The organism is Vicingus serpentipes (assembly GCF_007993035.1).
In the GTDB taxonomy this organism is placed as follows: Bacteria; Bacteroidota; Bacteroidia; order Flavobacteriales_E; family Vicingaceae; genus Vicingus; species Vicingus serpentipes.
Genome location: NZ_VOOS01000001.1, coordinates 19,134 through 39,361, shown reverse-complemented (window position 1 = coordinate 39,361; position 20,228 = coordinate 19,134). Strand labels below are relative to the sequence as shown.

General features: G+C 31.7%; 17 protein-coding genes and 1 tRNA gene. 7 read left to right on the top strand and 11 right to left on the bottom strand.

The window, feature by feature from the left end; all coding sequences use genetic code 11:
• Positions 1-31: 31 nt before the first annotated feature.
• From FRY74_RS00170 to FRY74_RS00160, 3 genes are all read right to left on the bottom strand, one after another.
• Complete coding sequence (locus FRY74_RS00170) at positions 32-457, bottom strand: hypothetical protein (RefSeq protein WP_147097446.1); 426 nt, start codon at positions 455-457, stop codon at positions 32-34.
• A gap of 25 nt (positions 458-482) precedes the next feature.
• The gene (locus FRY74_RS00165; RefSeq protein ID WP_147097445.1) at positions 483-1,391 is read right to left on the bottom strand and encodes a hypothetical protein; all 909 of its coding nucleotides are present in this window, start codon (positions 1,389-1,391) and stop codon (positions 483-485) included.
• Between the two features lie 97 nt (positions 1,392-1,488).
• Positions 1,489-3,279 (bottom strand): sodium:solute symporter family protein, encoded by a 1,791-nt coding sequence (locus tag FRY74_RS00160; RefSeq protein WP_147097443.1) that lies wholly within the window; start codon positions 3,277-3,279, stop codon positions 1,489-1,491.
• 129 nt (positions 3,280-3,408) lie between these two features.
• Between FRY74_RS00160 and FRY74_RS00155 the strand changes: the two genes are divergently transcribed.
• The 3 genes from FRY74_RS00155 (at position 3,409) to FRY74_RS13070 (ending at position 4,777) form a co-directional block, all read left to right on the top strand.
• Positions 3,409-4,320 carry a DUF58 domain-containing protein gene (locus FRY74_RS00155; RefSeq protein ID WP_147097441.1) on the top strand — a complete coding sequence of 304 codons (912 nt, stop codon included), beginning with the start codon at positions 3,409-3,411 and terminating at the stop codon, positions 4,318-4,320.
• A gap of 80 nt (positions 4,321-4,400) precedes the next feature.
• Positions 4,401-4,477: transfer RNA gene (locus FRY74_RS00150), tRNA-Asp, on the top strand.
• 147 nt (positions 4,478-4,624) lie between these two features.
• Positions 4,625-4,777, top strand: a complete 153-nt coding sequence (locus FRY74_RS13070; RefSeq protein WP_223265787.1) for a hypothetical protein — start codon at positions 4,625-4,627, stop codon at positions 4,775-4,777.
• On the opposite strand, the gene FRY74_RS00145 is transcribed toward FRY74_RS13070, so the two are convergent.
• Positions 4,708-5,040 carry a hypothetical protein gene (locus FRY74_RS00145; RefSeq protein WP_170227906.1) on the bottom strand — a complete coding sequence of 111 codons (333 nt, stop codon included), beginning with the start codon at positions 5,038-5,040 and terminating at the stop codon, positions 4,708-4,710. The genes FRY74_RS13070 and FRY74_RS00145 overlap by 70 nt on opposite strands.
• Before the next feature lie 166 nt (positions 5,041-5,206).
• Between FRY74_RS00145 and FRY74_RS00140 the strand changes: the two genes are divergently transcribed.
• Positions 5,207-6,877 (top strand): fibrobacter succinogenes major paralogous domain-containing protein, encoded by a 1,671-nt coding sequence (locus FRY74_RS00140; protein ID WP_147097438.1) that lies wholly within the window; start codon positions 5,207-5,209, stop codon positions 6,875-6,877.
• A gap of 287 nt (positions 6,878-7,164) precedes the next feature.
• On the opposite strand, the gene FRY74_RS00135 is transcribed toward FRY74_RS00140, so the two are convergent.
• Together FRY74_RS00135 and FRY74_RS00130 are read right to left on the bottom strand one after the other, a co-directional pair.
• Positions 7,165-10,149 carry a T9SS type A sorting domain-containing protein gene (locus FRY74_RS00135; protein ID WP_147097437.1) on the bottom strand — a complete coding sequence of 995 codons (2,985 nt, stop codon included), beginning with the start codon at positions 10,147-10,149 and terminating at the stop codon, positions 7,165-7,167.
• Between the two features lie 208 nt (positions 10,150-10,357).
• The gene (locus FRY74_RS00130; RefSeq protein ID WP_147097435.1) at positions 10,358-10,861 is read right to left on the bottom strand and encodes an FKBP-type peptidyl-prolyl cis-trans isomerase; all 504 of its coding nucleotides are present in this window, start codon (positions 10,859-10,861) and stop codon (positions 10,358-10,360) included.
• Between the two features lie 87 nt (positions 10,862-10,948).
• On the opposite strand from FRY74_RS00130, the gene FRY74_RS00125 reads away from it, so the two are divergent.
• Entirely contained in the window at positions 10,949-11,785 is an 837-nt protein-coding gene (locus FRY74_RS00125) for a hypothetical protein (RefSeq protein ID WP_147097433.1), read from the top strand.
• On the opposite strand, the gene FRY74_RS00120 is transcribed toward FRY74_RS00125, so the two are convergent.
• Positions 11,759-12,382 carry a WbqC family protein gene (locus FRY74_RS00120; protein ID WP_147097431.1) on the bottom strand — a complete coding sequence of 208 codons (624 nt, stop codon included), beginning with the start codon at positions 12,380-12,382 and terminating at the stop codon, positions 11,759-11,761. The two genes, FRY74_RS00125 and FRY74_RS00120, sit on opposite strands and share 27 nt — an antisense overlap.
• Positions 12,383-12,459: 77 nt before the next feature.
• Between FRY74_RS00120 and FRY74_RS00115 the strand changes: the two genes are divergently transcribed.
• Together FRY74_RS00115 and FRY74_RS00110 are read left to right on the top strand one after the other, a co-directional pair.
• A complete protein-coding gene (locus FRY74_RS00115; protein ID WP_147097430.1) occupies positions 12,460-15,069 on the top strand; it encodes a hypothetical protein in 2,610 nt (869 codons plus the stop codon).
• A gap of 11 nt (positions 15,070-15,080) precedes the next feature.
• On the top strand, positions 15,081-16,856 hold the full coding sequence (locus tag FRY74_RS00110) for a tetratricopeptide repeat protein (protein WP_147097428.1): 1,776 nt from the start codon (positions 15,081-15,083) through the stop codon (positions 16,854-16,856).
• Here the strand turns inward: FRY74_RS00110 and FRY74_RS00105 are convergent.
• The 4 genes from FRY74_RS00105 to FRY74_RS00090 all read right to left on the bottom strand — a co-directional run bounded on the left by FRY74_RS00105 (position 16,853) and on the right by FRY74_RS00090 (position 20,192).
• Positions 16,853-17,209, bottom strand: coding sequence for a DUF4870 domain-containing protein (locus tag FRY74_RS00105; RefSeq protein ID WP_147097425.1), 357 nt, complete (start codon positions 17,207-17,209; stop codon positions 16,853-16,855). The two genes, FRY74_RS00110 and FRY74_RS00105, sit on opposite strands and share 4 nt — an antisense overlap.
• Before the next feature lie 21 nt (positions 17,210-17,230).
• Entirely contained in the window at positions 17,231-18,139 is a 909-nt protein-coding gene (gene miaA / locus FRY74_RS00100; RefSeq protein WP_147097423.1) for a tRNA (adenosine(37)-N6)-dimethylallyltransferase MiaA, read from the bottom strand.
• Between the two features lie 3 nt (positions 18,140-18,142).
• Positions 18,143-18,703 carry an IS1096 element passenger TnpR family protein gene (locus FRY74_RS00095; protein ID WP_147097421.1) on the bottom strand — a complete coding sequence of 187 codons (561 nt, stop codon included), beginning with the start codon at positions 18,701-18,703 and terminating at the stop codon, positions 18,143-18,145.
• A gap of 61 nt (positions 18,704-18,764) precedes the next feature.
• Entirely contained in the window at positions 18,765-20,192 is a 1,428-nt protein-coding gene (locus tag FRY74_RS00090; protein WP_223265786.1) for a CCA tRNA nucleotidyltransferase, read from the bottom strand.
• Between the last annotated feature and the right edge of the window lie 36 nt (positions 20,193-20,228).

Here is a 20,228-nt window from a genome sequence, read left to right as displayed (position 1 = left end):
AACAATGCCTCTTTAAAGTTTGATATTTTTTTTATTGCTTAAAACCTACTAGTAAAACAGCACAACCTGATGCAGAGTTATTAGGATCTAATTGAGCTTCAATAATACAATCAATTGTATTGTTGATGTTAAAATCCCAATAAGGAGCATTTGCGTAATCCTTATTAGTAAATAATAAATTTCTTTCTTTATCGTATACTGAAAATAATAAATTTCCATCTGTTAAACCGCTACAAGCAGCAAATCTATATTTACTATTCCCATATAATGTCATGTTAAATTCAGCTATTTCATCATCTAATAAAAGAGATCTGTAATCTTGACCATCAGAAATAAAACCGTTAGTTAAATGGTTGTCGCATAAAGATGCAATAGTGTCACACTGAGCAATAGAAGATTTAAAAGAAACTAATCCTATTACCAGTATAAATATTTTGAAAAATTGACGTGCTTTCATGTTAAGTGTTTTTCTTTTAAATTAATTAGTTAATTAACTCTGATCTAATTTCTAATGTTTTAGCAGTAATTGCTTTTAATTGCTCATTAGTAAAATTAACTTCTGTAGTACTATTAATGGTTGTCGTTTTATTTTGAGCGTCAACAGTTGGTTTTACATACGTGTAAGTAATTTCTATTGAAGCAAATAAATCATCTAACTCAATTAACTTGTCTATTAATGATGTAAATTCAGGTTTGCTATAAAATGGTGTTAACAATTTAATCAAGTTACTTAAAGTAGCTTTTTGTTCTCCAATTCTTTTTATAACATCTTCGTTTGAAGTCATTTCAGCAGCGTTAGTGGCAAAGTATAAACTTTCAATCCAACCACCAGCTAAAATAAGACCTCCAACATCATTTTGTTGATTATTTTTAAGGTATCTATCGCTTGATTTATATGCATCAGAAACTAAAACAAGTAAAGAATCTTGGTTCCCAATATTTTTTTCAAATCTAGTAACTAATTCCATGTCAAATGCACTGCTAACACCTAAATCATCTCCAATTGATTTAATTGCAGTTAAATAAGAAATAGCATCTTGAGTTTGTTCGTATAGAGTAACATATCCTAAATCAGCGCCAAAAACACCTAAGTTTATTGCTTTTTTAAAATTTGTTGAATACTTAGTTACATTAGAAGGAACATTAAGCATAGCCTTATTGTAATTTGTTCCTGAGTTTTTTATTAATGCAGCAGTTTGAATAGGGGAAGGGATACTAAAAACTTTACCATCAATTTCCATTAATTGATTTTGGTTAGGAGAAGTTTCCTCTTCTTGAGTTGTTTCTGTTTCTTCGTGAGAAGCCTCATCAGTACCACATCCAAAAGAGAATGCTGCTATTGTTGAAAAAACAATAAGTTGATTTCTTAAATTAAAATAATTTTTACTCATTATTGTGTTTTTAGAAATGATTTTAGTTATTGCAAATAAACAAAAAAATCTTTAATACTAAAGTATAATTTATTCGATTAATTAATCAATTTAAAGGTTAATCATTAAAAATTTTTGTATGAAACATGAAATATCTTAAAATAATCAAAGAAAAAATAAATACTCCTAAATTAATTAGAGCGTAATAATAGTCTTGAAAAATTAATTTGCCAATTAAAAAAAGTGTAGAATAGGTAAGTGATACGGCACTTAGCCAACAAATTATTAAAGAAGGTATTTGTGATTTAGTTTTTGGTATAGATAATTTATTACGAATACTATTCCAAGCTCCTTGAGGTTCTACTTGTAAGTAGAATTTTTTTAATGTTTCATCATTTTCAGGTTTAGTTAAAAATGTAACTAATATCCAAACGATTGTTGTAAATAAGGTTGTTGTTAACAATATTCCTTCATTTTCAATAAAAGAATTTCCAAGACCTGAACTTTTTTCAAAAAGAGGTGCTAGTATAAATTTACTTATCGTGTACCCAATAATTGGTGCAATAGTAGCAGAAATTTCACTCCAAACATTTATGCGGCTCCAATACCATCTTAATATTAATACAGCACCTAAACCTGCAGAGGAGGCAATTAAAAAACGAGCAGCTCCATCTATTGTATCAATAAAAGAGGTTATGATAAGTGCAATTATCATGATTGAAACGGTTGCAATTCTTCCAATTAGCACTAATTTTTTTTGAGTACTCTCAATTAATGGATCTTTTTCTTTATACAAGTCATTGGTAATATAGCTTGCGCCCCAATTTAATTGGGTAGAAATGGTACTCATATATGCTCCTAAAAATGCGGTAAAAATTAAACCTCTAAAGCCTGTAGGCATAAAGTCACGCATAGCAAAAACAAATCCGTTTCCTGATTCGTTTAAAGGTAAGTCAGGATAAACTACTAAAGCACATAATCCAACAATGATCCATGGCCAAGGTCGTAAAGCATAATGAGCAATTTGAAAAAATAAGGTAGCTAGTATAGCATGTTTTTCATTTTTCGTACTCATCATTCTTTGTGAAATATATCCACCGCCACCAGGCTCGTTACCAGGATACCAACTTGCCCACCATTGTATAGCTACAAATGAAAAGAATGCCCCAATTGTTAACCCAAAAGTGCCAATATCACTTTTGGCTCCATTGATATTTGGAAAAAAATCAAATCTCCATTCTGGAAGTTTTTCTTTAAGACCACTAATCCCTCCAACTTGTTCTGAATTAAGCATGATAAAAGCTAAAATTACACATCCAGTCATAGCTAATATAAATTGTACAGCATCTGTAATAGCAACTCCAAGTAAGCCAGATAGGGAGGAGTAAATTGCAATTAAAACCATAAGTATTGCTATATAAATAAACGCTGTTTGATAATCTATATCTAAAAAAATAATTAAGATTTTAATCATTGCAGCATTTACCCATCCTATTATAATAGTGTTAAAAAATACCCCTAAGTATAAAGCTTTAAATTTTCTAAAATATTGAGCTGCTTTACCTGAATATCTTAATTCTATAAACTCTAACTCAGTTAAAACGTTTGCTTTACGCCACATTTTGGCAAAAAAGAAGGTTGTTAACATTCCGCCAATTAACATGTTCCACCATAGCCAATTACCAGATACCCCATTCTTTTTAATTACTTCTGCAACCCATAAGGGTGTATCGGCAGCAAAAGTTGTTGCTACCATAGAAATACCAGCAATGTACCATGGAAGGTTTCTTCCGGCTAGAAAAAAATCAGTTAAAGAACCACTAGCTTTATCTTTAAATTTTAGACCTATAAATAATGAGACTAATAAAAAAGAAACAATGATGATCCAATCTATAATTTCTAAAACCATTTTAGTTGATTTAAATTTCTTGAAAAATACAAAGAATAAGTAGTGGTAATTTTGAATTACGAAAATCGTTTTCAACAATAAACCGTAAATAATTCTGAAATATTAGTTCTAAGTTCTAAATTTGAGTTTATGTCGTTTAAAATTGATATACAACAAATACAGCAGCTCGAAAATTTAGATCTTATTGCAAAACAAGTAGTAGAAGGTTTTATTACTGGTTTGCATAAGAGTCCTTTTCATGGATTCTCTGTTGAATTTGCAGAGCATAGATTGTATAATACTGGAGAATCTACTAAACATGTTGATTGGAAGCTTTTTGGTAGAACCGATAAATTGTTTGTTAAGCGCTATGAAGAAGAAACAAATTTAAGGTGTCAGATAATTATTGACTCTTCTTCATCTATGTATTTTCCAGAAAAGTCATTAAATAAGTTACAATTTTCTATTTATGCTGCAGCATCGCTCATGAATTTATTAAAAAAACAAAGAGATGCTTTTGGATTGAGTATTTTTAGTGAGGAAATAGATTTACATACACCAGCAAAATCAAGTACAGTTCATTACAATTTTTTAATTAACGAATTAGAAAAATTAATAAACCAACCCAATATTAATAAAGGTACAAGTGCAATTAAGTCTCTGCATATTATTGCAGAGAGTGTACATAAACGTTCATTAATTGTTTTGTTTTCAGATATGATGGAAAGCAGTAGTGATTTAGATGAAATTTTCGCTGCACTTCAACATTTAAAGCATAGAAAGCATGAAGTGATATTGTTTCATACTATAGATAAGGATAAAGAGCTAGATTTTAATTTTGAAAATAGGCCATATCAATTTATAGATATGGAAACAGGTGAGGAAATTAAATTACATCCTAACGAAGTAAAAAGTAACTATGTAGAACAAGTAAATAGGCAAAATAAAGAGCTAAAATTAAAGTGTGGACAATACGGAATTGATTTTGTTGAAGTAGACATTGAAAATGGATTTCACTCAGTATTATTAAGTTACCTCATTAAGCGAAAAAAAATGAAATAATTTTTTTGAAAAAGTTTTGCAGCATTAAAAATTCAGTTATATTTGCACTCCTTTTTAAGGAAAAGTTCTATAAGAATTTTGGTCTGGTAGTTCAGTTGGTTAGAATACCTGCCTGTCACGCAGGGGGTCGCGGGTTCGAGTCCCGTCCAGACCGCCAAAAAGCTCTAAGTATTGTACTTAGGGCTTTTTTTGTGTCTTTTAGGGTGATCTTTTTTATCAGAAAAGGTAGGCTAAAAGGTCACAGGTTCATTTTAGGGACACAGATACTTCACTGTTGAGTTTGTAATCAATTAAACCAACAGATATGAAAGTACTTTTCTGGCTTGAAAAACACCGTTTAAACAAAAGGGGAGAGGCAGCTCTTAAGTTAAGAATTACACGCCACAGTCAGCGTATAAATATTGCTACTGGTATAAGCCTACTAGACATATATCTTCTTACAGTACTTGAGCTATAATCTACTCCAACCCTTGATTTCATATGTTCTAAATGCTTATCAAATAACTCAAGCCATCCAATTTCAGGTTTCTCCTCTCCCTTTATAAGTAATACTAAATCCTGAATTGAAAAAGCTACATCCCTTTTTATCAACTCATTAAAAGATGATATGCATTTTGAACGCTGAGTGCTAATTAGTTCATTGATGTTTTGACTCAATTCTGAGGAGCCCTTGGCTTTTTGTTTTTGAGCATCCCATTGGTTGGGTTTTAGCCTTAACACGTGGAATCTGTCATCAATAGAGCCCCTCCATATCAATTAAATATAAGTATCCCCCCAGTTAAGTCCTGTTGCTTTTAGTTGTTACATTTTGTATTTTAAATACATTTTTTTATTATTGTCATTTGTTGTTTTTATAAGTTAACTATTTTTTAACAAAAAAAAAATCATGAAAAAACTACTATACTTTTTAGCTTTACTAAGCGCAATATCTTTTACTAATTGTTCTCCAGATCCAGATCCACCTGCACCAAATGGAGGAGGAACATCTACAGGAGGTGGTTCAACTACAGCTACGTGTTCTGATGGGATTAAAAATGGGGATGAGACTGGAGTTGATTGTGGGGGAAGTTGTGATCCATGTAGCTTTTGTAATGAGATTACTTATACCTGGAATGATGGTACATCAGTGAATACTTACAACTCTCAGTCATTTGAATATCCTTGTGGCTTTAGAATCGGTCTAAATTACACTGATTATCAATGGAGTAATAATAGAATAGAATTTCAAATTTTATTATCAGATGATGCCTGGCATATTAATTCAATGGATCTAAATAACACATCAGGAAATATTAATTGTTTTATTAGCCCAGAAGACACTACATATATTAATGGAATTGTTTCAGATTATGAACCTACAGATATAGACATGTTTTGGTGTTTAGACGGTGTTAAAGATAATCAGGGAATTTCTTGGGGAATGGTTAAAGATAATCCACCTATTTGCGCTCCATATTTTCATAGATTTACTAATATTGAAATAGTAAATGAAACCTATGATGAATATAAATGGGAAATATCTGGAGAATTCAGTACACAAGTTCAAAATCCAAGTACTTTACAAATTAGAGATATTTCTGGATCATATAAAGTATATAAATCAACTAATAAGTTAATACAACCTCCAGGTAATCCTGCTTCAATTAATACTTTCCCAGCAGTTAATGTTCAGGATTATTTAGCAGAGGTAGGTGGTGAAATTACAGATGAAGGTGGTTCTCCAGTTATCAGTAGAGGAATTTGTTATGGTTTATGGTCTCAACCGACTATAGATTACAATGATTATATAGTAGACGCTAATACTGGAACAGGGAATTTTCAATTAATAATAGAACCACTTGAGGTTAATAAAACATATTACGCAAGAGCTTATGCAATTAATAATGCTGGTGTTTCTTATGGTAATGAAATAACATTTACAACAATTCCTATTTCAAATGCAGGTCAAGGAGTTGTTTTTGACGGATTCAATTATTCTACAATTGTTGTAGGAAATGGTCAAGAATGGTTTGCTGAAAACTTAAGAACTACTACTTATTCAAATGGAGATCCAATACCTTATGATTCCGTTGGTTTTTCAAGTGATCAAATCGGAAACTGGACTTATGGTTGGTATGATAGTGTAGATTACGACTATTATGGTAAAAATTATAATTGGTATACTGTTTCTGACCCACGAAATGTTTGTCCTACAGGATGGCATGTCCCAAGTTTATCAGATTGGGATCTTCTAATAGGTTATCTTGATCCTAATTTTTATCCAACAAATGCTGGAATTGTATCAAACATCGCTGGTGGTATTTTAAAATCCACAGGGACTCAACATTGGTATCCTCCTAATTATGGGGCAACAAATTCTATTGGATTTAATGCTTTACCTGGAGGACTAACCTCCTCATCTAATTTAGATGGAGAGAATGGATTCTTCTGGTCTTCATCAATTAATCCAAGTACAGGAATGCCTCTAACAAATTATGCATACTATGGTAATTCAAAATTTATGAGGTTTAATTATGGTAAAGATGATCATCATAGTATCCGCTGTATTAAAGATTAATAATATGATCTAATATATTTACTGAAGGAAATCTTATATTTGATGTAATATAAAGCAAATCGTTCATTTAATAAAGTTGTAAAATCAATAAAGTAGTGAGTAATTCGTGGGAATTATTTTTAATTTACTTTTAACCACTTGATATTCAATTACATAAAAGTATAGTTGTGGTCCCGTCCAGACCGCCAAAAAGCTTCATCATATTGATGGAGCTTTTTTTTGATATTATAACAGATAAAAAAGCCTTAGGTATTCCTAAGGCTTTTTTTATTTATTCTAACTTATTATTATAATACGCTTATTTTATAAACAAATTTTCCAGTATTAGATTTAATGGAGATGATATATAGTCCCTTTTCAAAGGATGAAAGATTAATTTCCTTTATAAAGTCAATTGATTTTTCAGTAAATAATATCCTACCGTTTAGGTCAAGAATTTCAATTGTATAATCATTAGTTTTTCTTGATGAGATATTAATAATATCTTGGGTTGGGTTAGGGTAGATTATAAAATTATCAATTATAAGGCTTTTATTAATTGATGTTACTACATCGTTACAAATACTTATGGTGTTTAATGTGTCATATACGCATAGTGTAACATCATAATTTAATCCAGAACCATCAAAATTAAAGAGGTATGTTGTATCACAAATATACCCAGGAATATCTGCGTATATATAATAGTTTCCGGCTGGGAGATTGTTAAAGTTAAATTCTCCATTTAGATCTGAAATATCAAATCCAGATACAGCCCCATCAGGAGATTGTTCAACAGTTATGTCAATATCACCAATGGGGTCTCCAGGAGCTTTAAATAATGGGTCTAAATTTTCTTGAATTGTACCCGATATGCTTCCTAATCCGGTATTTAAAGGATAGTCTCTTAAGTTTATGTCAACATTAAATAGAGTATCATTACAACCAAAAGAAATAGTTTTTATAGGTGCCCATTGCCAATGATTTGTACTGTCAGCATATGTTGAAACATTATCATAAAGAATAGTATCTCCAAGAGCTTTAACTAGGTAACCTCCTGGAGCTACTCCATCAAAATAATAAAAACCACTACCACTCAATTGTAAGCTATCTACTTTAATTATATCTTGGGGAGTATTTCCATTTTTTCTATATAGGTTTACTTCTCCCGAAGTTATAGGAATACCTTGGTAATATACAACTCCTTCAATACGGTTAGATGATGAATCACTAATTGTTAAATTAAGTGTTACTAAACTATCACAATTATTAGCTGCACCACCAACAATGTTAAAAGTTGCAACGTTATTGTTAGAGTAATAAGTTATACCATCTATCCATAAAAGAGAATCACATTCAGTTCTGGTGTCTATTCCAGTTGCAGAGTTAATAATTGTTAAATCAAGTGTTACTAAACTATCACAAGTGTTGGCTGCTCCTCCAATAATGTTAAACGTTGCAGTGTTGTTGTTAGAGTAATAAGTTATACCATCTATCCATGTAATAGAATCACATTCAGTTCTGGTGTCTGTTCCAGTTGCAGAGTTAATAATTGTTAAATCAAGTGTTACTATACTATCACAAGTGTTGGCTGCTCCTCCAATAATGTTAAACGTTGCAGTGTTGTTGTTAGAGTAATAAGTTATACCATCTAACCATGTAATAGAATCACATTCAGTTCTAGTGTCTGTTCCAGTTGCAGAGTTAATAATAGTTAAATCAAGCGTTACTAAACTATCACAAGTGTTAGCTGCTCCTCCAATAATGTTAAACGTTGCAGTGTTGTTGTTAGAGTAGTAAGTTATACCATCTATCCATAAAAGAGAATCGCACTCTGTTCTTACATCGTTGCCATTAACAGGTAAACACTGTTTTAATTTTACAGAGAAAATATCGTCACCACCAGCAGACATAATATTCGAAACACCTGTAGTAGGGTCTAGATCGGCTGTCCCTTGAAATGAACCAGTAGTATATAAATTGTTATAGTTGTCAACTTTTATTGAAAGACCTATATCTGTTAGAGAACCTCCTAAAGTATTTGCCCAGACAAAATTACCATTAGCATCAAGTTTTTGAATAAAGATGTCGTCTGTACCAGAAGAAGTTAAATTGAAAGAACCTGCGTTTGGGTCAAAATCCACACTATTTATATATGAACCAGTAGTATAAATATTATTAGACCCATCGGATGTTATTGAAAAGCTTCGATCATTATCTGCTGCACCGAAACTTTTTGCCCATATAAAATTACCATCACCATCAAGTTTTTGAATAAAAGCATCATCATTTCCAGCAGAAGTTAAATTCAAAGTTCCAGCTCCCGGGTCAAAATCAATAGTGTTTTGAAAGAAACCTGTAGTATATACATTTGCTGAACCATCTGTTGTTATAGAGTAGCTAATTACTGTTCCAGTTCCTCCTATACTTTTTGCCCAAATAAAATTACCGTTTGCATCAAATTTTTCAACATAAGAGTCAAGACCACCTATAGCAGTTAAGTTGAAAGTTCCAGCTCCTGGATCGAAATCAATAGTGTTTTGAAATATACCTGTTATATAGAATCCTCCTATATTATCTGTTGTAATTGAATATCCCCAATCAAGACCAAGTCCGCCAATTTTATTAGCCCACATAAAGTTGCCATTGGCATCAAGTTTTTGAATATAAATATCATTCCCTCCATTAGAAACCAAATTTGATGTTCCGGTACCTGGATCAAAGTCTACTGTATTTTGGAAAGTTCCAGTTGTGTATACATTGCCAGATGCATCAGAAGTTATTGCTACACATTGATCACTACCAGTACTTCCCATACTTTTTGCCCAAATAAAGTTGCCATTAGTATCAAGTTTTTCAATAAAAATATCATTACCACCAGCAGAAACTAAATTAAAAATAGTAGCACTTGGATCAAAATCAACTGTATTTTGAAAATAACCAGTTATATAAATATTACCTGAACCATCTAATGTTATTGCACGGCCAAGATTGTTTCCAGTTCCTCCCATATTTTTTGCCCAAACAAAATTACCATTAGCATCAAGCTTTTGAATAAAAATATCATCACCACCAGCAGAAATTAAGTTAAATACTCCAGCACTTGGGTCAAAATCAACAGTATCTTGAAAAGAGCCTACAGTATATAAATTGCCATTAATATCTATTATGTTATTGTAACCTGATTCAATTCCAGTACCTCCTATGCTTTTTGTCCAGTCTAATGAAGGGGTTTGTGCAATTATTGAAGAAAAAAGTAGTGATAATAGTGCTGAAATTATAAGTTGTTTCATATTTTTTAATCTTTAATTATCTAGTTTTAAAGTGTTTAACATGTAGCTTATTGAAAAAAGTTTTTATAAGTTAAAGAACAACAAAACTAATCGTTCGTTTAAAATATTACAAATTAAAAAGAAAAGATAGTTCGTTGATCTTTTTATATCAATAAAAAAAGCCCTAAGAAGATCCTAGGGCTTTTATTGTTAAAATAAAGTATATATTTTAGTGTTGAACTCCACCTTCACCATGAACGTGACCGTGGCTAACTTCATCTGCAGTAGCTTCTCTTACTTCTACAACATTTCCTGTAAAGTGTAAATCTTGATCTGCTAATGGGTGGTTTAAGTCCATTGTAACTGTAGTTTCATTAATTTTTACAACAACTGCAGGAACAACTCCTCCATTTTGATCCTGTAATGGAAGCATGTTTCCAGGTTGAACATCATCAACTAATTTACCATCTTGCATAAAAATATCTTGAGGCAAATCCATTATAGCTTCATCAGTTTTAGAACCGTAAGCGTTTTCTGCTTTTATTCCAAAAGAAAAGGTATCGCCAACGCTAAGGTTTACAACATTATTTTCAAAATCAGGAATCATTTGTCCCATTCCTGATAAGAAAGTTAAAGGAGCTTTACCTTCCGTAGATTCAATCATTTCACCTTCAGCGGTGTCCTTAAATAAGTTGTAATTTACTGAAATTACTTTGTTTTTAATATCATTCATATTCTTTAATTTTGAGCAAAACTACCAATTAATATATTGAATTTAATCGTATTTTAAAGGTATTTATTTAATCTTAAACTTTAATTCATGTTATTAGTAGCAGATAGTGGTTCAACAAAAACAGATTGGAGATTGATTAATACTCAAGGAATAATTCCGGTTAGTACAATTGGTTTAAATCCATATCATATTTCTTCTGCACAAATTTTAACAGAATTAAACTCTTCGTTATTAGTTCAATATTCATCAGAAGTCTCCCAAGTTTATTTTTACGGAGCTGGATGTTCTTCAGAAGAAAAAAAAGAAATCATAAAAAGTGCATTATCTCAATTTTTTAAAAATGGAAAAATAGAAGTTAATCACGATTTGTTAGCTGCAGCCAGAGCAACTTGCGGTAAAGAGGAAGGAATGGCGGGAATTCTAGGTACAGGTTCTAATTCGTGTTTGTTTGATGGTGAAAATATTATAGCTAATATTCCTGCTTTAGGATATATATTGGGTGATGAAGGTAGTGGAGTAGATATGGGAAAAGCTCTTCTTAAAAAATATCTTAATAAAGAATTGGCATCAAACTTATCAGAGAAACTAGAAAAAGAATATTCGCTTGATTTAAATTCTATTTTAAATTCAGTTTATAAAGAACCTTTACCAAATAGATATTTGGCTCAATTTACCAAGTTTATAAAAAAACATGAAAATTATGTAGAGATGGATAACATAGTGAAAGAATGCTTTCAGCATTTTTTTGATTTAACCATCTGTAAATATGAGAATTATAAACAATACAAATTAAATGCTGTAGGCTCAATAGCTAATGTTTTTAATAATCAATTAAAAGAGGTTGCACAGATTAATGATATTGAACTAGGAAGAGTAATTCAGAGTCCTATTGATGAGTTAGTGCTCTATCACACTAGAGACTAAGTAGTTTTTAGTATTTGGACCTTCATTAAACAACAAATCAAGAATACTAAGATTGGGCTCAAATCCTGTTTTACTACTGAAAACTTGTATGTAATCAGAGAAATTTAAAGAGGGTTTCTTTTTTGGAGAAATAGAGCGAAAATCAGATTTAGTTTCATCTTTGTTTATATATTTATCACTTAGTACTATTTCTATAGGAATACCAATAAGTTCAACAATTTTATTAATCAATTTTAAATTGAAATCAATTAATAAAGTAGGTTTACCCTCTAAAAATATAGTTTTAAACTCATCCTCATAATATTCAAAATAAGGCGAACTTCTATAGGCTGCTTCAATAGATTTCCAATGAACTTTTTGCCAATTTTCGTAGTAAGCAATTTTTATATTTTTAATTTTTGTTTGTTTTCCTTTTTTTAAAAGAGGTATAACTAAGTCAAGTTTGCCATTTGGACTCAAAATTGAACAACGGTTACGAAAGGTTTGTTTAACGAAATTTTCATTTACATCAATAATGGCATGATTTTCTTGAACCAAATAATAAAAATATTCAATTGGTGGAAGGTAACAACATGAAAATGTAGAATAGGTTTTCATTATAGAAAATTGTAACTTGCCGCCAAAAATAACAAGGTTTAATTTAAATTTACAATTTACTAAGAATTATAATTTTCATGTTTAAATATATTTTATCAATAGTACTATTAACTCTTTCATTTTTAGTTGTTTTTGCTCAAGATGAAAATGCGGATAAACTTTTAATTAGTGGTGAAGTTTCTGATTATTTTACGAATGAATTTATGTCAGGAGTTAGTATAAAAGTTACCGAAAATGGTAAGTATGTTACTAACGTTGTTTCCGACGGCAAAGGTAAATATGAAGTTTTTGTTGATTTCGAACATGAGTTTATTGTATTGTATGAAAAAGCTGGATTTGTACCTAAAAAAATATTAGTAAATACTAAAGGTGTTCATCCAGATAAAAGATCAAAAATGAATGACTTGTTTGTTGAGATGACTTTGTTTAAAAATAATAAAGATTTAGATGTTGCATTTTTAAGTCAACCAATAGGTAAAGCAAGTTATATATCTCAAAAAAATGAAATTGATTGGGATATGGGGTATACTGCACCAATAGCCCAAAGGCTAGGCTCTGTATTAACTAATTATAAAGATAAAATTAAAAATGCTGAAGAAGCAGAAAGGTTAAAAAAAGAACAGTTTAATGAGGCCATGAAAGAAGGAGATAAAGCTTTCTTTAAAAAAGATTTTGAGACTGCAAAAATTGCTTATCAAAAAGCCGTTAGTATTGACGCAACAAAACAAGAACCAAAAGACAGATTGGTATTGATGGAAACAGCAGTAAAGAAAAAAGAAGAAGCAGAGAGAGCAGAAGCAGAAGCAAAAGCAGCGGCAGAAGCAGAAGCACAAGCAAAAGCAGAGGCAGAAGCACAAGCAAAGAAACAAGAAGAAGAGCGATTAGCTAAAGAGAAAGCAGAAGCAGAAGCAAAAGCAGCGGCAGAAGCAGAAGCAAAAGCAAAAGCAGAGGCAGAAGCACAAGCAAAGAAACAAGAGGAAGAGCGACTAGCTAAAGAGAAAGCGGAAGCAGAAGCAAAAGCAGCGGCAGAAGCAGAGGCAAAAGCAAAAGCAGAGGCAGAAGCACAAGCAAAGAAACAAGAGGAAGAAAGACTAGCTAAAGAGAAAGCGGAAGCAGAAGCAAAAGCAGCCGCAGAAGCAGAGGCAAAAGCAAAAGCAGAGGCAGAAGCACAAGCAAAGAAACAAGAAGAGGAGCGACTAGCTAAAGAGAAAGCGGAAGCAGAAGCAAAAGCAGCGGCAGAAGCAGAGGCAAAAGCAAAAGCAGAGGCAGAAGCACAAGCAAAGAAACAAGAAGAGGAGCGAATAGCTAAAGAGAAAGCAGAAGCAGAAGCAAAAGCAGCGGCAGAAGCAGAAGCAAAAGCAAAAGCAGAGGCAGAAGCACAAGCAAAGAAACAAGAGGAAGAAAGACTAGCTAAAGAGAAAGCTGAGGCAGAAGCAAAAGCAGCGGCAGAAGCAGAAGCACAAGCAAAAGCAGAGGCACAAGCACAAGCAAAGAAACAAGAAGAAGAGCGATTAGCTAAAGAGAAAGCGGAATTAGAAGCAAAAAAGGCTGCTGAAGAAGAAGAAAAAGCTAGATTAGCAGAAGAGGCAAAAAAACAAGAAGAAGAGCGATTAGCTAAAGAGAAAGCGGAAGCAGAAGCAAAAGCAGCCGCAGAAGCAGAGGCAAAAGCAAAAGCAGAGGCAGAAGCACAAGCAAAGAAACAAGAAGAAGAGCGACTAGCTAAAGAGAAAGCTGAGGCAGAAGCAAAAGCAGCCGCAGAAGCAGAGGCAAAAGCAAAAGCAGAAGCAGAAGCACAAGCGAAGAAACAAGAAGAGGAGCGAATAGCTAAAGAGAAAGCAGAAGCAGAAGCAAAAGCAGCCGCGGAAGAAGAGGCAAAAGCAAAAGCAGAGGCAGAAGCACAAGCAAAGAAACAAGAGGAAGAAAGACTAGCTAAAGAGAAAGCAGAGACTGAAGCTAAATTATCAGCAGAAGCAGAAGCAAAAGCAAAAGCAGAGGCAGAAGCACAAGCAAAGAAACAAGAAGAGGAGCGAATATCTAAAGAGAAAGCAGAAGCAGAAGCAAAAGCAGCCGCAGAAGAAGAGGCAAAAGCAAAAGCAGAGGCAGAAGCACAAGTAAAGAAACAAGAGGAAGAAAGACTAGCTAAAGAGAAAGCAGAGACTGAAGCTAAATTATCAGCAGAAGCAGAAGCAAAAGCAAAAGCAGAGTTTGAAGCACATGCAAAGAAACAAGAAGAAGAGCGATTAGTTAAAGAGAAAGCTGAGGCAGAAGCAAAAGCAGCTGCAGAAGCAGAATCTAAAGCAAAAGCAGAGTCTGAAGCACAAGCGAAGAAACAAGAAGAAGAGCGATTAGCAAAAGAAAAAGCTGCAGCTGAAGCTAAAGCAGCTAGGGAAGCTCAACTTGAAGCAGAAAGAGAACAGGAAGCATTAAATTTAAAAATGGCTGAGGAACAAGCAAAACGAGATGCTGAATTAAAAGCAATGGAAGAGGCTCGTATTGCAGCTCAAGCTAAAGCAGAAGAAGCTGCAAGAGCAAAAGCAGAAGCAGAAAAAGCAGAGCAAGAAGCTCAAATGAAATCTGCTGGAATTTCGTTTAAATCGAGTGGGCAGGCTGAAAATAAAAAGAAAGGAAAGTCAAGTGCTGCTAAGAAGTTGTCTAGAGGTAAAAAAGTATCAAAAGTTAGTTTTTAAAAAAGAATAACTTGACTGATATAAAAAAAATATTATCTCAAATAAATAGTTTACCTCCAATGGAACAAGTGGAGAAATTATTACAGTTAGCAAATACTAAAATTGAAGATGATTATTTGCAGGCACAAGAGTTGTCTAATGAAGCATTAAAGATTGCTCAAAATATTTTTTATACAAAAGGAATTGCAGATAGCTATAAACAATTAGCAAGTTGTTATTTAAGTGTTTCAAATTATGGCGAAGTAATGCAGTATGCTTTGCAAGCTAAAGAACTTTACGAATCATTAGATGATAATATAGGTCAGGCAAACTGCTTAAACACGTTAGGGTTTGTTTACAATTTTACAGGAGATTATAAAAAAAGATTAGCGTGTAATATTGAATGTTTAGAATTAAGAGAACAAGCCAATGATTTAAATGGGAAAATTAGTACGCTAAGTAACATTGGAGATACGTATACTGTTCTTAAAAAATATAATAAAGCATTAAAATATTTTGAAGAATGTTTAACATACGATCTAGATGATCATATGAAAGCGATAGTAAATTTTAATATAGGAGAGGTTAACTTTTATAAAAAGAATTATAAAGAAGCAACCAAGTATATTAATCTAGGGTTGGATTATGCTTTAAAATCTGGGTTTTGGCAAATTACCATTGCAGCATACAATATGTTGTCTAGTATTAAATTAATCAACGGAAACACTGATGTTTTATCTGAACTTGATAAATCGTTGGTATTGGCTACCCAGAAAAATGCAAAAGAAGATATTTATGAAATCTATGAATTATACTCTACTTGTTATAAGCAAAAAGGGAATTGGCAAGAAGCTTTTAGGTATTTAGAATTGCATAATGAGTTGAAAAACGAAGTCTTAACTCAAAATAACACTCAAAAGTTAAAACGAATTGAATTTGATTTTCAGTTTAAAAGCATTCAGTCAGAAGCAAATGAAATAAAAGAGAAGAATAAATTATTAACAAAAACTTTTGCTCAAATAGAATTACAACGTAATGAAATTGAGTCAAAGAATATAGCAATTACAGATAGTATACATTATGCTAAACGTATTCAAAATTCAATTTTACCAGAGGATGAAAAGATAAAAAAAATATTGCCCAATAGCTTTGTTTTGTATGAGCCAAAAGATATTGTAAGTGGTGATTTTTATTGGGTAGAAAAAGTGGATGATATTATTCTTTTTTCAGCAATTGATTGTACAGGACATGGTGTACCCGGGGCTTTTGTAAGCTTAATAGCTTTTAATATGCTGAATAAGGTTGTATTGGAAAGAAGGGTTAAGCAACCATCTGTCATTTTAAATGAATTAGATAAGTTAATGCGTAATTTATTTACTAAATCAACTGAAAAGGTTAGGGATGGAGTAGATATGGGAATATGCGCTTATAATACGCTGACAAAAGAATTAAGCTTTGCTGGTGCTTATCATTCTTTATTTGTTTGTGATGGCTCTAATTTTAAAGAAATAAAGGGAAATAGAGAATCTATTGGCTTTTCAATTTTTAATGAAAAGAAAGATTTTATAAATCATACAGTTGATATAAAATCTGGTGACACCGTGTATTTGTCAACAGATGGTTTTCCGGATCAATTTGGAGGTGAAAAAGGTAAAAAATTAAAGTGGAAAAACTTTAAACAGTTACTGAGTGATATTCAGATTACAAAAATCCAAGATCAAAAAGAAGAATTAAAACAATTCTTTTATGAGTGGAAAAATGATTTAGAACAATTAGATGATGTTTGTGTAATGGGAGTTAAACTTTAAGCAATTGAGCTAAATAAGCTTTGATATAAATCACCTACTACAGGAATTGCTTTTTTCTCACTATTAACAGCAGTTATTAGTCCTAAAATCCAAAATATAAATAGAGCAATCATACTCAATGAAATTGCAGCGTTAATGATCCAACCTAAAAAAGGGATGAATAGAAAAATACCTTGAGCAATTGAAAGAACAATTCCAGTTAAATAAATACCAAGAGCTTGTCTTAAATGAAAAACACCAAGGTCTGATTTGTTGTTTTGGTCATTATTCATAACAAGTGCAATTATAAAACCTATAATTGTGATGTAACTTAAAATTGCTACTGTTTTTCCTTTATCGCTTTGTAATTCCATTTTAATATATTTTGTGCTAATTTATGAATTTAAATGACTTTCTATATAACTTATGATTAACTCTTTGTCATTTGGATGAAACCATTTGTAATCATTATTACGGTTAAACCAAGCTATTTGCTTTTTAGCATAACGTCGAGTATTCACCTTAATTTTTTCTGTAGCCTCTTCTAGTGATATTTTTTTATCTAAAAAATCGAATAATTCTCTATATCCAACTGTTTTTAAAGCATTTGTGTCTCTATATTTTTCAACTTGTTTTACCTCGTCAAGTAAACCCTGTTGCATCATTATATCAACTCTAAGGTTTATTCGGTTAAATAAATCTTCTTTATCTCTTTTTAAAGCTATTTTAATGATATTAAATTGTCTTTTTTGCTTAACCCCTAATCTTAACTCAGAATAAGTTTTGCCACTTAATAAACAAACTTCAATAGCTCTATAAAGCCTTTTTAGATTTGATAAATCTATTTCCTTGTAAAAAGATGGGTCAAGTTGTTTTAATTTTTCTTGAAGTATTTCTATTCCATATTTATTGTATAGATCTTCAAGTTGTTTTCTTATTTTTTCATCACCTTGAGGTAAATCATCATCAAATCCATCACAAATGGAATCAATATATAAACCAGAACCACCAGTTAAAATCACTAAGGGGTTTTGTTTAAAAAGTTGAGGTAAAAGTTTAAGAACATCTTGTTCAAAGTCATTTACATTATAAGCTGATATTATACTATGAGAATTAACAAAATGATGTATCACATTTTGCATTTCATCTGAAGTTGGCTTTGCAGTACCAATGCTTAATTCTTTAAAAAATTGGCGTGAATCAGCACTAATTATATCACAACTAAAATGTTGTGCTACTTCTACACAAAGTTTTGTTTTGCCAACAGCTGTAGGTCCTGTTATAACAACAAGGGTGGGGTACATTAATTAATAATTACCAGATTCGTCGTAATTCTCAAAGTTGTCAAAATCGTCAAATCCTTCAAACATGTCATCATCATCACCTTCTTCATCAAAACCAGCATTTTTAAGAAGTTGGTCAGCCATTTCTTCTTCACTAAGAGCAGAGTCTTCAGGAATAGATGGTGTAAATTCTCCTTGACTATGAACTACTCTCGGATAAAATTCAGCTGTTTCTTTTACGATAATTTCGATTAATTCAATAAAGAAATTAGTCATGTTTAAAAAATCGTAAGAGTATAATAGATGAGCTCCGATGCAATTAATTTGAGTATTAATTGCTGTTTTTTCCATAACTAAGATTTCAAGTTGATCTTCGCCCATATTCATGTCGAACAGAGCAATTTCTTGACCTTTTTCCCATTGGTCGTTACTAACGTAAAACGAAGCCATTTGAGAATTATCAAAGCCAAAGGCAGCAACAATCATTTCATGAAGATCTTCAAATGTTTGATTGCTTTTTATTTCAATGTCTTTGAAAATAATATCTTTTGCCTCAACAAGTACTCTGAATTTATAAACGCTCATTACTATAGATTTAGAATAATAAAAATAAAATTAAGGTTTATTTAATAAATAGCTCAAGAACTCAAGCTTCTGAATTTAAATTTAGCTCTTTTCCCAGCTTCAGCATAAATTGAAATGCTGCATCGTAATTGTTTTCCAATTCACCATCAATTATTGCTTCTCTAATTGCAGACTTGATAGTCCCAACTTCTCTGCAGGGAGAAATTTTAAAAGTTTCCATTATTAACTCTCCAGAAATAGGCGGTTGCCAATTTCTCATTTGATCTTTTTCTTCAACTTCTTTTAACTTTTTTTCTACAAGTTTAAAGTTATCCATGTATTTTTTTACCTTCTCTTCATTTTTTGATGTGATATCGGCATTACAAAGAGTTAATAAATCATCTATATCTTCACCAGCATCAAATAAAAGACGTCTCATGGCGCTATCGCTTACATTATCTTTAACTAGTGCAATAGGACGTAAATGGAGGCGAACTAATTTTTGAACGTATTTCATTTTATGGTCAAGCGGAAGTTTTAGTTCTTTGAAAATAGAAGGAACCATACGTGCACCTTTATCTTCGTGACCGTGAAAAGTCCAACCATGGTTTTCTTCAAATCTTTTAGTTGCGGGTTTTGCTATATCATGTAAAATGGCAGCCCATCTTAACCATAAGTTATCTGTATTCGGACATATATTATCTAACACTTTAATAGTGTGGTAAAAATTATCTTTATGTCCTTTATTACCAATAAATTCAACTCCATGGAGATTAGCCATCTCCGGAAAAATAATTTCTAATAATCCAGTATTAAACAAATGTTTAAAGCCTATAGATGGGGTAGAGGATAAAATAATTTTATTTAATTCATCTGTAATTCTTTCTTTCGAAACAATTCTGATACGTTGTCTATTTTTTCTAATGGCTTGTAACGATTCATTTTCGATTGTAAAATTAAGCTGGGTTGCGAAACGAATAGCTCGCATCATTCTTAAAGGGTCGTCAGAATAAGTTATATCTGGATTTAAAGGGGTTTGAATGATTTTCTTTTCAATATCAATTAATCCTCCAAATGGGTCAAGTAATTCGCCAAAAGTTTTTTCGTTTAAGCTTATAGCTAATGCATTAATTGTAAAATCTCTCCTGTTTTGATCGTCTTCAAGTGTTCCATCTTCAACGATAGGTTTTCGGGATCCTCTATCGTATGATTCTTTTCGAGCTCCAACAAATTCAATTTCGTAATCTTGATACATTAACATTGCTGTACCAAAATTTTTAAACACCTTAACAGTAGTATTTTTACCAATTAATTTTGCTACTCTTTCAGCTAACTCAATTCCAGAACCGATAGCAACAACATCGATATCTTTACATGGTCTATTTAAAATAATATCTCTGACAAAACCTCCAATAACATAAGCATCTACTTTTAAATCTGTTGCTGCTTGGGTTATAATTTTAAAAATAGGATGTTGAATATGTTCTTTCAATTGGCTTTTACTTTTCAACCGCAAAAGTAAGTGTTTTGTTTAGATTAATTTAAA

Coding starts and splice junctions, on each gene's coding strand:
- FRY74_RS00170 (WP_147097446.1), bottom strand. CDS start 457: ATGAAAGCACGTCAATTTTTCAAAATATTTATACTGGTAATAGGATTA.
- FRY74_RS00125 (WP_147097433.1), top strand. CDS start 10,949: ATGTTATTAGTAGCAGATAGTGGTTCAACAAAAACAGATTGGAGATTG.
- FRY74_RS00165 (WP_147097445.1), bottom strand. CDS start 1,391: ATGAGTAAAAATTATTTTAATTTAAGAAATCAACTTATTGTTTTTTCA.
- FRY74_RS00140 (WP_147097438.1), top strand. CDS start 5,207: ATGAAAAAACTACTATACTTTTTAGCTTTACTAAGCGCAATATCTTTT.
- FRY74_RS00160 (WP_147097443.1), bottom strand. CDS start 3,279: ATGGTTTTAGAAATTATAGATTGGATCATCATTGTTTCTTTTTTATTA.
- FRY74_RS00095 (WP_147097421.1), bottom strand. CDS start 18,703: ATGAGCGTTTATAAATTCAGAGTACTTGTTGAGGCAAAAGATATTATT.
- FRY74_RS00130 (WP_147097435.1), bottom strand. CDS start 10,861: ATGAATGATATTAAAAACAAAGTAATTTCAGTAAATTACAACTTATTT.
- FRY74_RS13070 (WP_223265787.1), top strand. CDS start 4,625: ATGAAAGTACTTTTCTGGCTTGAAAAACACCGTTTAAACAAAAGGGGA.
- FRY74_RS00155 (WP_147097441.1), top strand. CDS start 3,409: ATGTCGTTTAAAATTGATATACAACAAATACAGCAGCTCGAAAATTTA.
- miaA (WP_147097423.1), bottom strand. CDS start 18,139: ATGTACCCCACCCTTGTTGTTATAACAGGACCTACAGCTGTTGGCAAA.
- FRY74_RS00105 (WP_147097425.1), bottom strand. CDS start 17,209: ATGGAATTACAAAGCGATAAAGGAAAAACAGTAGCAATTTTAAGTTAC.
- FRY74_RS00135 (WP_147097437.1), bottom strand. CDS start 10,149: ATGAAACAACTTATAATTTCAGCACTATTATCACTACTTTTTTCTTCA.
- FRY74_RS00115 (WP_147097430.1), top strand. CDS start 12,460: ATGTTTAAATATATTTTATCAATAGTACTATTAACTCTTTCATTTTTA.
- FRY74_RS00120 (WP_147097431.1), bottom strand. CDS start 12,382: ATGAAAACCTATTCTACATTTTCATGTTGTTACCTTCCACCAATTGAA.